Source organism: Candidatus Abyssobacteria bacterium SURF_5, from assembly GCA_003598085.1.
Classification (GTDB): Bacteria; Abyssobacteria; SURF-5; order SURF-5; family SURF-5; genus SURF-5.
Window position 1 is genome coordinate 19,563 of sequence record QZKU01000018.1, and the last position, 14,109, is coordinate 33,671.

At 54.7% G+C, this 14,109-nt stretch carries 14 protein-coding genes; all 14 read right to left on the reverse strand.

Annotated features, from left to right (window positions below; all coding sequences use genetic code 11):
- Window positions 1-44: 44 nt before the first annotated feature.
- The 14 genes from C4520_01795 to C4520_01860 all read right to left on the reverse strand — a co-directional run bounded on the left by C4520_01795 (window position 45) and on the right by C4520_01860 (window position 13,884).
- Window positions 45-1,394 (reverse strand): NAD(P)/FAD-dependent oxidoreductase, encoded by a 1,350-nt coding sequence (locus tag C4520_01795; GenBank protein ID RJP25778.1) that lies wholly within the window; start codon window positions 1,392-1,394, stop codon window positions 45-47.
- Window positions 1,395-1,396: 2 nt separating this feature from the next.
- Window positions 1,397-2,803 (reverse strand): DUF2254 domain-containing protein, encoded by a 1,407-nt coding sequence (locus C4520_01800; GenBank protein ID RJP25779.1) that lies wholly within the window; start codon window positions 2,801-2,803, stop codon window positions 1,397-1,399.
- Window positions 2,804-3,102: 299 nt separating this feature from the next.
- Window positions 3,103-3,345 (reverse strand): hypothetical protein, encoded by a 243-nt coding sequence (locus C4520_01805; protein ID RJP25780.1) that lies wholly within the window; start codon window positions 3,343-3,345, stop codon window positions 3,103-3,105.
- Window positions 3,342-3,974 carry a hypothetical protein gene (locus C4520_01810; protein ID RJP25781.1) on the reverse strand — a complete coding sequence of 211 codons (633 nt, stop codon included), beginning with the start codon at window positions 3,972-3,974 and terminating at the stop codon, window positions 3,342-3,344. Before C4520_01810 ends, C4520_01805 begins: the two co-directional genes overlap by 4 nt.
- A gap of 265 nt (window positions 3,975-4,239) precedes the next feature.
- Complete coding sequence (locus C4520_01815) at window positions 4,240-4,698, reverse strand: DUF202 domain-containing protein (protein ID RJP25782.1); 459 nt, start codon at window positions 4,696-4,698, stop codon at window positions 4,240-4,242.
- Window positions 4,695-5,276, reverse strand: coding sequence for a type 1 glutamine amidotransferase (locus tag C4520_01820; GenBank protein ID RJP25783.1), 582 nt, complete (start codon window positions 5,274-5,276; stop codon window positions 4,695-4,697). Before C4520_01820 ends, C4520_01815 begins: the two co-directional genes overlap by 4 nt.
- Before the next feature lie 102 nt (window positions 5,277-5,378).
- Window positions 5,379-6,044: a hypothetical protein gene (locus C4520_01825; protein ID RJP25784.1), complete on the reverse strand. Its 666-nt coding sequence runs from the start codon at window positions 6,042-6,044 to the stop codon at window positions 5,379-5,381.
- A 318-nt stretch (window positions 6,045-6,362) separates the two neighbouring features.
- Window positions 6,363-6,656: a hypothetical protein gene (locus C4520_01830; protein ID RJP25785.1), complete on the reverse strand. Its 294-nt coding sequence runs from the start codon at window positions 6,654-6,656 to the stop codon at window positions 6,363-6,365.
- Window positions 6,657-6,807: 151 nt separating this feature from the next.
- On the reverse strand, window positions 6,808-7,380 hold the full coding sequence (locus C4520_01835; GenBank protein RJP25786.1) for a superoxide dismutase: 573 nt from the start codon (window positions 7,378-7,380) through the stop codon (window positions 6,808-6,810).
- 319 nt (window positions 7,381-7,699) lie between these two features.
- Window positions 7,700-8,722, reverse strand: coding sequence for a hypothetical protein (locus tag C4520_01840; protein ID RJP25787.1), 1,023 nt, complete (start codon window positions 8,720-8,722; stop codon window positions 7,700-7,702).
- Window positions 8,719-10,206 carry an alpha-N-arabinofuranosidase gene (locus C4520_01845; protein ID RJP25788.1) on the reverse strand — a complete coding sequence of 496 codons (1,488 nt, stop codon included), beginning with the start codon at window positions 10,204-10,206 and terminating at the stop codon, window positions 8,719-8,721. Before C4520_01845 ends, C4520_01840 begins: the two co-directional genes overlap by 4 nt.
- Window positions 10,194-11,537 carry an L-rhamnose isomerase gene (locus C4520_01850; protein RJP25789.1) on the reverse strand — a complete coding sequence of 448 codons (1,344 nt, stop codon included), beginning with the start codon at window positions 11,535-11,537 and terminating at the stop codon, window positions 10,194-10,196. The genes C4520_01845 and C4520_01850 overlap by 13 nt, the downstream gene beginning before the upstream one ends.
- Entirely contained in the window at window positions 11,534-13,051 is a 1,518-nt protein-coding gene (locus tag C4520_01855; protein RJP25790.1) for a rhamnulokinase, read from the reverse strand. The genes C4520_01850 and C4520_01855 overlap by 4 nt, the downstream gene beginning before the upstream one ends.
- Window positions 13,048-13,884 (reverse strand): rhamnulose-1-phosphate aldolase, encoded by an 837-nt coding sequence (locus C4520_01860; GenBank protein ID RJP25791.1) that lies wholly within the window; start codon window positions 13,882-13,884, stop codon window positions 13,048-13,050. The genes C4520_01855 and C4520_01860 overlap by 4 nt, the downstream gene beginning before the upstream one ends.
- Between the last annotated feature and the right edge of the window lie 225 nt (window positions 13,885-14,109).

The window sequence follows — 14,109 nt, forward strand, 5'->3', positions numbered from 1 at the left end:
CTTGAAAAAAGGAGGATCGTGTGAGGCGAGCAGGAGTCGCCTCCTTACAGCATGTAGTTGATTTCGTATGTCGAGGACGGATATGTCCACAGCATCCGTTCAAGGTTATGAGCCGTGAGATTTCCCCGAATCGCCATTGAAAAAATATTTATGACTTCATCCGCATTATGCCCGAAGAGATGCGCGCCGAGAATGCGCCGGGAATGTTTCGCGATGAGCACTTTTGCGCCGGAATATTTCAGTCCTATTCTTCTTGATGAGAACCACGAAGAAGTCTCGTAGAACCTGCTCTCGTACACGATTCCCAGTTCCCTCGCCTGATCTTCCAGCATTCCGGTCGATGCCAGGGGCGGTATCGTAAAGACAACCTGCGGCACTCCCGCATAATCGGCTTTTACGGTATTGCCGCGAAGGATATTTTCAGCCACAATACCGCCTTCCATGGCCGCCACAGGCGTCAGCGGGAACGGGCTCGCGGCGACATCGCCGGCGGCATAAACAGAATCATTCGAGATGCTCTGCAGGTATTCATTGACGGCGATACCTTGCGGAGATGCTTCGATATGGCCCTGCTCCAGCTTCAGCGGCCCGACATCGGGAATGCGTCCCGCGGCATTGACGACAAGCGAGGCCTGGAATTCGGTTTGTCCGCCGCTTCCGCCGTACACTTTCACGAGATCATCTTCGCGTGACAGCGACTGCACCTGCACATTGGTATGGATTTCGATTCCCATTTCTTTGGAGGCTTCCACCAGCAGGCGAACCATGTCCTGGTCGAAACCCGGAAGAACCGTATTTTTCATCTCGAGAATGGTGACTTTGGCGCCCGCAAGCGCAGCGATATGCGCGAATTCGAGAGCTATATAGCCGCCTCCGATGAAGATGATGGAATCCGGAAGCTGCTCGAGTTCGAGGAAGCCTTCACTATCCACGAGCAGGTGCTCTCCCTCGATGTTCAGTTTTCTGGTGATCATGCCGCTGGCCACGACCAGATGCTTTCCCGTCAGAACGTGCTCGTTCGCGCGAATCGAATGTTCATCAAGGAAACGCGCTTCCCCTTGATAGACGTCGATTCCCGCATTTTGGAAGCTGTTCCTTTTGTTTTCGGAGACTGGATCCGTAAACGATTTTTTGAAGCGCATGAGTTCGGGCCAATCGATGGTAACTGCGCCCCAGATTCCTTTTTCGCGCATACTTTGGGTTCGGTGGATGATTTCGGCGGCGGCGACAAGGACTTTCTTCGGGTTGCATCCGCGGTTGGGGCACGTGCCGCCGAATTGGCGCGATTCCACGAGCGCCACAGTTCTCCCGGCCGATCGACATTTCGGAGCGACGACTCCGCCCGCCGGACCGGAGCCGATGACGACGACGTCATATTCACGTTCAAGGGCCATAGTTACCTTCCTTCATAATTTCTCTTTCGGTATGAGTCATAGGCCGGCGGCCCGGCGTCCTTCATCAATGCTCGGACCGCCAGCCGGAATTTCTCCTCCACGCATTTTCTCTCCCACTGTTGCATTTGAAGAGCGCGGCTTCCTCGTTCGAGCATGAGGGCATGTTTCAGGAGAGCGACGCGGTCCGGCTCTCTTTGGACGGTTCCTCCGATTTCCTGTATGACTTCAAGCAGGCGAATTGTGGTCGCAACATTAAGGTTTGCGTACTGTCTGAGCTTGGTAAACATCTCGCCGGTGAGCTCGACGAAATCCAGGGGGTGAGCGATTATCCGCAGTTTTCCGGATTTGTCGTAATGATAGGGAGACGGAATATCGGATTCCGCCATTTTCATCAGGCCGACGCCGAGCCAATCGACGCATGTGAGCGCGATGAACGGATCATTGAGAGAGGGAGAGAGCGCGCGGACGGCGATCTCGATTATCTGATTAACTGCGAATTCCACATCCTGCTCGAGCGTTCTTTCCGTGCCAAAGATAAATCCTTGTCTGATCTCGCGGCAAATGCGCTCATCCTTGCGTTCACCGGGCCATACCAAGGCCAGGGCATGTTGTTCGTTGACAAAGAGTCCCGGCCGGAAGCCCAATCGGAGAATCAGGTCGTTTTCGCCGGCGATATGGAGCAGGTGCTGTGTGTCAACTGCCTGAAGGTATCCGGCCTGAGCGGCGAGTACGGGCGAAGCGTGCTGATCGAAATCGGGCGGAACAGACGGATCAACCTTATTCGTTGGGCGGCGGTTGTTGTTCTTTTTGGACTCGGGATATAAGCGCGCAATGGTTTTTTCAAAATCTTTTCCCACGGTCGCTATCACGTTATCTGATTGAATCGAGGCGGCCATGTGGTGGATGAAATACACCAGCACCCCGACGCTGACGATCCCAAGCAGGATACCGACCGTGACTGAGAGACCGGGCATATAATCAACTTGCTGTCCCTTCAGCAGGTTGAGCATCAAGTAGCAGTAAATGAAGGTGGCGACGAATATGCCGAATGTCACCTGGCTCGCTCTGTCATGCATGAAATTTCTGATCAGAAGCGGACCATACTGAGAGAGTGTTGTCGAGAGGACAAGCAACGAGATGGAGAAGACGACGCTGGCGATGGTCACCAGCGAAGTGGCCATCGAGGTAAGGATGGTGCGTGCACCGGATATTCCGCCTCCGTATAACCACCATACCGAAGAGACGTCATTCTCGCGCAGATAAACATCAACAGCATATACTCCGTACGATAAGCCGACGGCTGCAAAGCCGAGAAGCGCCGGAACAAACCAGTAACTCGAACTGAGGTTAAACCAGACATTAGTAATTCGGGTTTTCATAAAGATAGTCCACACGGGGGCGCGGCACATCCGCCAACTGATCGCGACAATGATCTCATGAGGAGAGGATCTTCATTTTTCCGAAGCAGACGTTTCGGCCGTTCGCGGAACGCGAGACCATCCGACGATTGATTCGCCTGCTTCTTTGCGATGTGGGGCCGCCCCGAATCGGCCTGAAAAGACGCGGCCGGCAATTCCTGGGACACTTCCGATCGCGATCGTTGGACGGATTCAACGTCCCGTTTTGGATCCTCATTTCCCAAAATTCAGCTTGGGCAACGCGATAATGGCACCTGTTAACGAGGACAAGGATCCCGGTTTTGCCCGGACTATTCTTCCCGGGTTTCCTCACCAGCTTCTTCTAAAGCTTCCCCGGCCTCCTCAGCGGCCTCGTCGATCTCCTCACCCGTACGCTCGGCCGGTCCTTCCCTTTCGCACGCGGTCATTCCTACTGTCAACAGCAAAGCAAGAACCAACGCCAGTTTTTTCAACATTTCTCCTTCCCTTTCCAATTGGGCGGCAACCTGGACCCGCTTCAGGGCGGATACTCCGGCTCCAGCCTGTATACTCACTCGAGCTCCGAAATATTAAAACGGAGCTCCTCAGCGTCCAGCCCGTAGTCCGTCTGTATACTCGCTACAACCAGATATTCTCCCGCGGGCGCTTCGGCAGGTAAGCGGATCCTGACGGTCGTGGTGTAGGTCCCGTCGGGAAGCGAAAGACGAGCCACTGGTTTCCCCACTAACTCCTCATTGAAGAAAATCTCGCGTGTCTCCGTAATTCTCATCCAGTTGTCGTGGGCGGGGGTCAGTAATGCGTAGCGGATGTTAATGTTGAGATAATCCCCCAACCTGACCGGATCAGGCTGAACGGAGACCTTCTCAATAATGGCGCGAACGCCTTCAGAGGGGGCGTAACCGTGAGCCCCGGCCGTTGGGCGGCCGCTCAGCACCTCGCTGACCAGCAAATATGGGTCGGCGGATGCTCTTGAGAAGTGACCGACGAGGTTGCCTGATACCATACCCGCATTAACACCGGTGAACGACTCGATCACATAAGGAGGCGGGACTACGTCGCGTGGGATTATGACGCCCATGTCGCGGGCTTGTCTTCTCAACTCCTTTCCCACTTGCTCCTTGTGTGCCGAACAACCAGCCGCGGAAAGAAGAACTGCAAGCATGAAAAAAAGCAACATTCTCATGAGTCCACCTCCTGCGGCATAATCCAAGGACCATGCCGCCCCCGCCTACTGCCTGATACAAATGTTTCTAGCGGAACCTCCGCAGTATCTTCCTGCTGAGCGTATTTCTCACGATCCCAATACTTCAGTCCACTGCGCACCTGCTCAAACGCCGTAGTTGCTTAATTAATCTTCTTTTTTACATGATGTCACTGAAAGTGAAAAAGTGCTTCATGGATGAAGGTTTTTGGAGGTTAGTGTTGCGCCGGTTTTCCGGCGGGGGAGGCTACATCCAGAGAAGGAGCAGGGAGAGAACTGAGCCAGCGAGAAAGAGAAAAATGATCAGACCGAGCGTCCAGAGGGAGATTTGCCGTGAATCTCTCAGTTGGAGCTCGGATTCTGTGGCGTGATATCGCACAATTGAGAGCAGAAAGAGAATGATTCCTCCCAAAATGAACAGCGCTCCTATCACAACTGTCAGCCATTCAGCCCGGACGGTTGGAATCAACTTTGCTATGCCGACTCCTGCCGCGACGGCTGCGAGCGCGGTTCTCACCCAGGCGCTGAAGGTGCGTTCATTCGCGAGGGCGTTTCGTTTGCGAGCCAGATCGGTGCGTTCGTCCGCCTGCTCGTATTGATTTTCGTTCAGAATATTTCCTTCCTGCCGGGTTGCTGTGGCGGAACCAGCCCAGCCTGCGGAGAGTTCCGAGGCCGGGCTGGGTTGTTTCTTTGCCGCCGTTTTCATGAGCGGACGCCCGCCGGCTGTCGTTTGGGCGCTTTGTATTCTTCAAAAAGCTGAATCATCCCCTTGTTGAAAGCGGGCAGATCATCGGGCTTTCGGCTGCTCACCCAGTTGCGATCGCGAACCAGTTCCAGATCAAGCCATTGCCCACCGGCATTGCGGATGTCGTCCTGAATGGTGTGATAACTGGTAAGCGTTCTCCCATGCACCAGGCCGGCGGATGCAAGCAGCCAGGGGCCGTGGCAGATAACGGCGATCGGCTTGTTCATTTCATCGATACGGCGAACGAATTCTCTCGCGCGAAAATCCATTCGCAGCGAGTCGGCGTTCAATGCTCCTCCAGGGATGAGAACGGCATGAAAATCGTCCGGATTTGCCTCATCGAGGGAAAGGTCGACCGGGAAAATATCCCCCTTCACGTCATGATGAAACCCCTGAACCTCGCCAGCTTCGGGAGCTATTATGACTGTTTTGGCCCCCGCTTGTTCGAGCGCTCGTTTCGGCTCCGTCAGTTCGATTTGCTCAAAGTAATCCGTGACCAGGATGGCGACCTTCATTCCGGCGAGCCGTCTCCTGGGCATAATACACCTCCCTTCTCAAAATGTCCAACGACGGGAAGAAATATCTTCCCGTCGTCCCGGAAGTGCATTCCGGACAGAGGTTTTTTTCGCTGTTGCGCTCTTCTAGAATCTCTGTGTTACGGTGAAGCTCGTCTCTCTGGTATCTCTTCCGAAATCGGATTCGATTGTCTCAGTCACCTGATAGACGCCCGGCTCGGCATCGCGGGGCAGACGCAGCGGAATCGAAGACGTATAGGTCCCGCCGGCCCGATCGACTGTGACTGTAGGACGGCCTACAAGCTGGCCGTCATGCCGTATTTCGCGAATTTCCGTGATTTCGCTCATCTCGCCGGGCGAGGGAGTAAGAACGGCATAGGTCATTCGCAAATCGACTTCTTCTCCGGGCCGAACGGTTTGCGGAACGGCGGAAGCCTCCTCAATGTTCAGGACTCGGCCCTCGACCGCCGGTTCATAGTCGTACAGGCGGGCTGTTTCATCCTGGTCTCTTTCGCGGTCGTAGGCATAGTAGCCGATAGCGCCGCCAACCAAAGCACCCAACAATCCGCCGACTACGGCGCTGGTCGTGCTGTCACCGATGGCCGCGCCCGCAATAGCCCCTGTTGCGCCGCCGACGCCGGCCCCTATAGCGGTTCCTCTGCGTTCTTCTGTAACCGTTTCGCACGCAAATACCGGCAGTACCAGTGCAATGCACAGGACGATTGATATGATCTTAGTGTTCATCTTGTCTCTCCTTTTACTGTTCGTGGTCAAGCATGGGAAAATGTGCATCGGCTGTTATTAGCGCACACCTCCTTTCCGTCGTTTACGGCCTCAGGAGAACTCTTGTTATGCCATCTTTTTTTATCGAAGGTCTCATACGTCTGCCTCCCGCACCTGATCGAGGTCGGTCATCGAGGCGCAGATCGTATTCCCCATGATATACAAGTGCTTTCATTATGCAACTCATCCTTCCGTGCCTCTAGTTGAAATCGGCGGAGGCGGTTGGTTTTCCAAAAAAATTTTCGGGAACGGGGGCATCCTTATGTTACGCGGGCGCCCGATTCCGACTGAAAAGCCGAAAGGGGCGTTGGGGACTGACTTGGGGGATCAGGCGATTTTTCGCCTTTCGGTTTCCTCCTTTACCTGTTTTTCGTAGTCGATCAACAGTTGCAGCCAGTAGGTTTCATAGGTGAAACGTTCAAGCTCGGTCTCTATCTTGCCGGGAGCGCGCGATGAGACTATCGATTCCGTGCGTTTTCTCAGGCATGTGGGAAGACTGAATTCCAGCAATTTATGCGTATGCTCTACTTCCTTCTTCAGTTGATCATCGGACAGGGAAGACAGAGTTCTCCGCTTTCTCTCAATGTCTCCGGTCAGCCGTTTTCTATCGTATTTTGCCATTATTCCCCACTCCTCTTTTTTCTTAAGTATGCATGTCAAGTTTGCTTTTAGAAAATGGCATGTACGGGACAACTTATTGAGGACAAAAAAGGCGCGAACCCATGAAGAATTCGCGCCCTGATCCCAAAGCATCCGGTCGTAGGAGCAGAGTCTATTTCAGCCGTTTTTCGACCGCCTCCCAATTTACGTTCTTGAAGAAAGCGTCGATGTAACCCGCTTTTTTCGTGCCGTAGTCGATCATGTAGGCGTGTTCGAAGACGTCCATGATCAGGATCGGTATGCAGCCTGCCGGATGCCCGCAATCATGTTCATTAATCCAGAAATTGATGAGTCGGCCGTTGGTATTATCCTGGTACAGGACGGCCCAGCCGATGCCGCGCATGCCGCCGACCTCGCGGAACTCCTTTTCCCAGGCATCATAGCTGCCGAAATCCTCAGCCAGCTTTTTGGCAAGCTTGCCGTCCTTTTTCAGAGCGGCCTTTCCGCCGAGATTACCGAAATATAATTCATGCAGGCGGATACCGTTAAATTCCCATCCGAGTCTTCGTTTGACCTCGCCGAAACCATACGTGTTGCCTTCCTTGAGCAACTGCTGGGACAACTCGAGGTTCTTGTTCGTGTTGGTGACGTAACCGTTGTACAGGGTGAAATGGTTGTTCAGCAGGGTGTCACTGAAGCCTTGCATTCCGAGCAGACTCTTAAAATCCTTGGGTTCGTAAGCCATTTTGACCTCCTCTTTCTGTTGCGGTCCTGATTCTGCGTGAACTGCCAGTGGTTGTGCCGCCAATAGAATGGCTCCCGTGGCGGAAGCCTTTAAAAAGAATCTTCTGGTAACAAAAGATTCCGTTTTCTTTTTCATTGCCGCTCCCTGGAGATTTGTTGCGGCCATGATTGAGGGTGTTGCATGGTTCGTTACCCGCGGGCGCTCACCAACCTCGGATCAGTCGTTCGAACAAAAAATCAAATAAAACATAACACCACATTTTCGCCAACGCAAGCGGGAGGAACGGAGTAGCTTCCTCCTCCACGACGACGCGAGACCGTCATTTTTTCTGGGGAAATTCTTCAATGACGGCCACGGCGTTTTCAACCGGGACTTCCTGCATGATCGGTTTGGCCGGGGCAAGGATGTATCCGCCGCCGGTGCCCATTTCGGAGGCGAGCCGGCGTATCTCGCGGCGGACATCGCGGGGGGAACCGAACGGAAGGAGTTGCTGGGTGCCAAGGCCGCCCCACAGGCGCAGGTTCTTGCCGTATCTGCGTTTGATTTCATAGACGTCCATCGCCTCGGGCTGGAGCGATTCGAGGGCATCGAGTCCCATTTCGATCATGTCGGGAATTATCTCGAACACATTGCCGCAGCAATGCGTGATCGCGAGCTTGCCGAACAGGTGGGCGCGCTCATAGAGTTTTTGGGTGCGGTCTTTGAAGAGCTTTCTCCACCGCTCCGGCCCAAAGATGACGCCGCGCTGGTCGCCCCAATCGTCTCCGAAGAAGACGGCGTCGATGGGGAACTGACAGAGACGGTCAACCATTGCGAGGTGCATCTCGAGGATGCGGTCGAGCAATTCCTCGTAAAAGGACGTGTTGAGGACAGTGTCGATCAGCGCATTTTCGAAGCCGCGGAGGGTCCAGGAGCGCTCCCACAAGCCGAAGTTAATTTGGCCAAGGATGAACTTGTCCGAATTTTCGCGAATGAGAAGCTCGGCGCTGCCCTCGTCCAGCGACTCGAGGACGGTCCTCTGGACTGCATCAAAGTCGTATCCGGCGAGGCCCGGTTCCTTGAGAGGAGGACTGACCAGGTGAAGCGGCCGCGCGGAGAAGTCCCAGACACAGCCATATTCATCCTTTACATGGCGGTCATCGAGCAGTTCCGGCAGGCCGAAAACCGGATAGCCGACGAACATGATGTGCTGCTCGATCCTGTTTTCCCAATCGCGGCTGCCATAGTATTCGGTCAGTTTATCATCGACTTCCGGCTCAAAGATAACGTCATACGGCACGATGTCGGTTTCCTCGAAATTCAGGGCCGCCCGGACGCGTTCTTTTGGAGTGGGCGCTTTCATGATTTTCCTTTCGAATCCAATTTCAAGAGGGTTACAGAGTGAGCGGGAAACTCGTAACGAAATTCCGCCGCCGCTGAATTGAATCTCTTTTCGACTGTTTTCACGTTGTCCGGTTCGGAAAAGGAATTTTTTGCATCCACCTGCGGGCCATTGATCTCGAAGACGCGGCACACTTTTTTGGGATAAAAAGAGTCGAGAGAAATCTGCGCTACGATCGGGTTCTCCCTGTGCCGGTTTACTACGGCCAAGCTCAGTTCGGTCGCAGGCTCATTCACGGTGGCGGAAACATCGATATAGGGGACAGTTTCCACCGGAGAATCATGCCCGCCGCCGCTCCATTCGTGGAGAACCACGGTTTGATAGGCGAGGGAGTCAACAAACGGATCGAGAGCGATGGGCTGGCAATGGTCGCGGTACAACTTGAAGGAATGGTAGATGGTCTGCAGAAACAGTCCTTCCGGGCCGGCAAATATTGGAGCAATAACGTTTACCATCTGAGACAGATTCGAGAGTGTGACGGTCGTGCAGTTGCGGTGCATGACATTGAGGAAGCCGGCGACGGCAAGCGCATCGGACAGGTCGTACTGCTCCTCCATGCAGCCGCCGAAGGCCTTATACCACACGTTCCATTCGTCCATGGCGATTTCCGGTCGGGCCGCCTTCTTCCCATGCATGGCGATGGTGATCGTCGCGTTGAATATATCTATCAGCCTCTGCGCGCGGACTGGCCCGGCGACATTGGTGTAATAATCGGAGTTCCCGGTGTAGATATGCAACGAAAGGTAATCTATAAAGCCGGCGAGCTTATCGATCGTTTCCAGATTCCATGACGGTCCCTCCACCTGCTCCAGAAAACCGCATCCGACCAGTCGGATGGATGGGTCCGCCCATCGCATCATTTTCGCCGCTTCGCGGGCGGTTTTGGCGTAATCCTGAGCGTTCTTCTCGCCGATCTGCCAGAAACCTCCCATCTCGTTTCCGAGGCCCCAGAACTTGACGTTGTGCGGCTGATTGTAGCCGTTTGCCCTGCGCATGTTGGCGTAATGGGAGTCATCCGTTCCGTTGCAGTATTCGACCCATGCCGCGGCTTCTTCCGGCGTTCCGGTTCCGAGGTTGACACACAAGAAAGGCTCCGTGTTTATCGCTCTACAATATTCGATGAACTCGTCGGTTCCAAAGCGGTTTGGTTCCACGGTATTCCATGCGAACTCCAGTTTCCGGGGGCGCTTGTCTTTGGGCCCGACTCCGTCTTGCCAGTGATAGCCGGAAACGAAGTTTCCACCGGGATACCTCAGATTCGGAAGCCGCAACCCCTTCATGATTTCCAGGACGTCCTTCCGGAAACCGCGTTCATCGGAGAGAGGAGAGCCTTCTTCGTAAATTCCGCCGTAAATGCAACGTCCCAGGTGCTCGATGAAACCGCCGTAAATGTTCGGATTGATGGGGCCGATTTTGCGTTCGACATCGATCTTTATTTTTGCCATTTCTCTCCCTCTTGCAGATGGTTTCCTGTATCCTGCGGCTTTGTGATCCCTCGCGTCGACTGCGAACGCTTGCGCAGCGTCTCGACTTCGTAACGCCGGATCTCATTCAGCCATGAGTCGCCAGCCGGCAGGCCTTTCCTCAGACAATGATAATCCCACACCGCGCCAAACGGCATGCTTTTCAATTCCTCCATGAGCGCCAGCCGCGAGAAGTAGTCGCCTGCTTCCTCGAAGTTCCTGAGCGTCTCGGCTGGCTCCAGGAGCGCGATCAACAAGGCTTTCAAGACGGCCCTGGCGCCAATGACCCATGCGCCCACCCTGTTCATGCTTCCATCGAAGAAGTCAAGCGCAAGATGAACGCGCGTAATAAAATCGTTCCTGACGATCTCCCCGCAGACCTCTCGCATATCGTCGCTGAGAATGGCCACGTGATCGCTGTCCCATCGGACGCCGCGGCTCATGTGAAGGAGTAGTTCGTCCGAGAACAGCAGGATTGATGAAAGCTTGTCGGCGACTGATTCAGTCGGATGGAAATGACCCAGATCGAGGCAGAGCATTTTGCCTTTCTTAAGCGCATAGCCCATGTAGAACTCGTGCGAGCCTGTCACAAACGATTCGCTCCCGATTCCAAAAAGCTTGCTTTCGACGGAGTCCTTCATTTCAGACACAGGATATTCAGCGGCGTAGATCTCATCGAGCGATTCTTTCAGCAGAGCCCGATGCGTCAGCCGGTCCGCCGGAATATCTTTCGAGCCGTCGGGAATCCACAGGTTATGGATGCATGGGGAGCCGAGCTCACGCCCGATGAACGCGCTGATTGTCCTGCATCTGCTGACGTGCTCGATCCAGAACTGACGAATATCCTTATTCTTGCTGCTCAGCGTGAAACCGGATTCGGCTTTAGGGTGGGAAAAGCACGTGCAATTGAAGTCGATTTTGAGATGCTGAGTTTTCGCCCATTCGATCCAGCCTTCAAAGTGATGGGGCTCTATTTCGTTTCTCTCGATGCGTCTGCCGCCGAATTCACCGTACATCGCATGGAGGTTCAGCCGATGGAGGCCGGGGATGAGGGAGTAGGCTTTTTCAAGGTCGCTTCTGAGTTCCGCCGCGGTTCTCGCTTTGCCTGGATAGTTGCCTGTTACCTGTATCCCTCCGCCCTCCAGTCCAGCGCCCGGCCTCTCGAAACCTCCAACGTCGTCCCCCTGCCAGCAATGGAGCGACAAGGAGATTGCATCCAGCGCCGCCAACGCTGTCTCGGTATCGACATCGAGCCGTTCGTACTTTTCCTTCGCGATTTGATACGCCTTCTCCATATTGGCGGTATTTTTCATGGTATCCGCCCTTCCGAGGCATTGCGGCTTGGTGCGCTTATAATTTCTCTGAATGTATCATAAGCCGTCTCCCATTCCTTCACATGCTCGGGTTCGTACTTCTCAAGAATGAATGAATGGGAGATGACTTCGCGCATTCCGGCGAGCGATGTAACGCATCCCGCCGCAAGCGCCTGCGCCATGATGTTTCCGACCGCAGCCGCCTCGACCGGGCCAGCCATAACTGGAAGCCCGGTCGCATTTGCGGTGAATTGACAGAGAAGGCGGTTGTGTGCTCCTCCGCCAATGACGTGGATGCTGTTGATCGGCTTTGGAGACAATCGCCGTAGTTGATCGAGAACGAGGCGATATTTCAACGCCATGCTCTCGAGGATGCAGCGGACCAGCGCGCCGGGGGAATCGGGAACGGACTGCTTCGTGCTTTTGAGGGAGCGTCCTATTGCCGCCGGCATGTCGGGCGGATTGAGGAATTCGCTCCAATCGGGATCGATGAAAGCTGCGAAAGGTACGGCGCCCGTTGCGGCGACAAGGAGATCATCGTATTCGCAGCGGCGCTTCTCCGCCCAAACTCTGCGGCATTCCTCGAGCAGCCAAAGCCCCGCGATGTTCTTTAGAAAGCGAATGGTGTTTTCCATGCCGCCTTCATTGGTGAAGTTCAGGCGCAATGACTGGTCGGTGATGATGGGCTTGTCGATCTCGATTCCCATCAGCGACCACGTGCCGGAGCTGATATAGGCCCAGTCTTTGCCGGCAGCGGGAACGGCCGCAACGGCCGAAGCGGTATCATGCGTGGCGACTGCGATCACCGGAATCGGCGATAATCCGGTCTGCTTGCTGACATCCGGCATGATCTCGCCGAAGACCGCGCCCGGCTGCTCGATTTTCTGCATCAGGCTTCCAGGGAGCCCAAGCGCCGACAGCAGCTCTTCTTCCCAGTCTTCCTTTATGGGATTATAAAGCTGCGACGTTGTGGCAAATGAGAACTCGGTCTTTTTTACCCCGGTCAAAAGGTAGGTCAACAGGTCGGGTATGAAGAGCAGGTCGCGAGCGACACTGAGCAGGGGCGATTTGTCGCGGACCATCGCTTCCAGTTGGAACAGGGAGTTCAGTTGAAGAAACTGGATGCCGGTCAATCCGTAGACACGCTCACGAGGGATTTTCTGGAAGAACGATTCCATTGCGCCGTCGGTGCGGCTATCGCGGTAGCCGTACGGCAGGCCGAGGATGCTGCCGTCGTTTGCCAGGAAGCCAAAATCAACACCCCATGTGTCGATGCCGACGCTCAGCGGAATGGTTTCCGGCTCCTCCGCGCAGAGCTTCAGCCCGTTCTTTACTTGCTCGAAGAGGTTGAAGATGTTCCAGTGCAAATGGCCGCACACCTGAATCATGCCATTGGGGAAGCGGCATATTTCGCGAGTCCGAAGCCGATCGTCCGCGATTTCTCCGAGCACACCGCGCCCGCTTGAAGCGCCAAGATCAAACGCCAGGAACCGGGACGGGTGCAAGGGGATCATTCCTCCAGCTTGAACGTTCGCGCAATCTCATCCAACTGCTCTTTTGTCAGACCTGTTGGCGTGTGGCCGGCGCTGCGGCACATGAGCACGATCGAGGCGGCCTTATTCGCGATATCGATCAGGTCGAAGGCAACCATCGGCTCCTTTGCCCTCGAGACGGAGCCATGGATTTCCCATAATACCACCGAGTAGCCGCGCCGAAAGCATTCCAGGGTGGCTTGCGCGAGTTTTTCGGAGCCGGGAATCACATAGGGAACGAATCCCACGCCTTTCGGCAAATTGTATTTTACTTCCGGATGAGTACTCCACAGCGCCTGGTTCAGGGCCGGTTCATCGCGATATTCCGGCAGATGTGTGAGCGCTATTAATTCGACGGGATGCGTGTGCAGTACGACCTTTTCTTGCGCGTTGGTCTGGCGCATGTGTTCGTGCAGCCGCAAGTGAGCCGGGAACTCCGAGGTCGGCCTGAAATCGGGGGCGTCCTCGCCGCCCCAGATGATGCGATATCCGGCGCCGTCATCAGATATTCGCAAGATACAGGCATTGGCCGCGGGCGCCTTGGCCATATCCCTGAAGCGTTTGCCTGAGCCGGTCACCAGGAAATAGCGGCCCGCGAGAGCGGGATAGGTAAAATCAAGCTTGCGGAGGCGGTCTGAAGATTCCGGGAACATACCCGGCGGAATATGTTCGGTCGCATCGATCGACAGGTTTCCTGCGTTGCGCTCGGCCCATCCTTTTTCCCATACATAGCCGCTGACCTCGAGCATTTCCTCCAGTACAGGTTCCAATCCTGGACACCGAGAAAGCAAATCTTCGATTTTTCTTTTATTCATGCGACGCCCCCACAACTCCTCGCAGCAAGTCCCAGAATATCCTTAATGCTAGCCATATTCGCATCACGCGACACCTCGTTCGGATGCAGTTGTCAATAAATTATGCTCTGCCGGGGGCGCCTTAGTTTAGAATTTATCCGTAAATAATAATGCATTGTCGAAAGGTTATTAGGGCGCATGCGATCTCCAGTAGGCCTTCGTAGCTATCAGCTCGTTTCTCATAGC

What these genes read in the sequence shown, in the direction of transcription:
- C4520_01815 (RJP25782.1), bottom strand. Translation starts at nt 4,698, where the DNA reads ATGAAAACGGCGGCAAAGAAACAACCCAGCCCGGCCTCGGAACTCTCC.
- C4520_01800 (RJP25779.1), bottom strand. Translation starts at nt 2,803, where the DNA reads ATGTGCCGCGCCCCCGTGTGGACTATCTTTATGAAAACCCGAATTACT.
- C4520_01825 (RJP25784.1), bottom strand. Translation starts at nt 6,044, where the DNA reads ATGCACATTTTCCCATGCTTGACCACGAACAGTAAAAGGAGAGACAAG.
- C4520_01830 (RJP25785.1), bottom strand. Translation starts at nt 6,656, where the DNA reads ATGGCAAAATACGATAGAAAACGGCTGACCGGAGACATTGAGAGAAAG.
- C4520_01845 (RJP25788.1), bottom strand. Translation starts at nt 10,206, where the DNA reads ATGGCAAAAATAAAGATCGATGTCGAACGCAAAATCGGCCCCATCAAT.
- C4520_01810 (RJP25781.1), bottom strand. Translation starts at nt 3,974, where the DNA reads ATGAGAATGTTGCTTTTTTTCATGCTTGCAGTTCTTCTTTCCGCGGCT.
- C4520_01840 (RJP25787.1), bottom strand. Translation starts at nt 8,722, where the DNA reads ATGAAAGCGCCCACTCCAAAAGAACGCGTCCGGGCGGCCCTGAATTTC.
- C4520_01855 (RJP25790.1), bottom strand. Translation starts at nt 13,051, where the DNA reads ATGATCCCCTTGCACCCGTCCCGGTTCCTGGCGTTTGATCTTGGCGCT.
- C4520_01850 (RJP25789.1), bottom strand. Translation starts at nt 11,537, where the DNA reads ATGAAAAATACCGCCAATATGGAGAAGGCGTATCAAATCGCGAAGGAA.
- C4520_01820 (RJP25783.1), bottom strand. Translation starts at nt 5,276, where the DNA reads ATGCCCAGGAGACGGCTCGCCGGAATGAAGGTCGCCATCCTGGTCACG.
- C4520_01835 (RJP25786.1), bottom strand. Translation starts at nt 7,380, where the DNA reads ATGGCTTACGAACCCAAGGATTTTAAGAGTCTGCTCGGAATGCAAGGC.
- C4520_01860 (RJP25791.1), bottom strand. Translation starts at nt 13,884, where the DNA reads ATGAATAAAAGAAAAATCGAAGATTTGCTTTCTCGGTGTCCAGGATTG.
- C4520_01795 (RJP25778.1), bottom strand. Translation starts at nt 1,394, where the DNA reads ATGGCCCTTGAACGTGAATATGACGTCGTCGTCATCGGCTCCGGTCCG.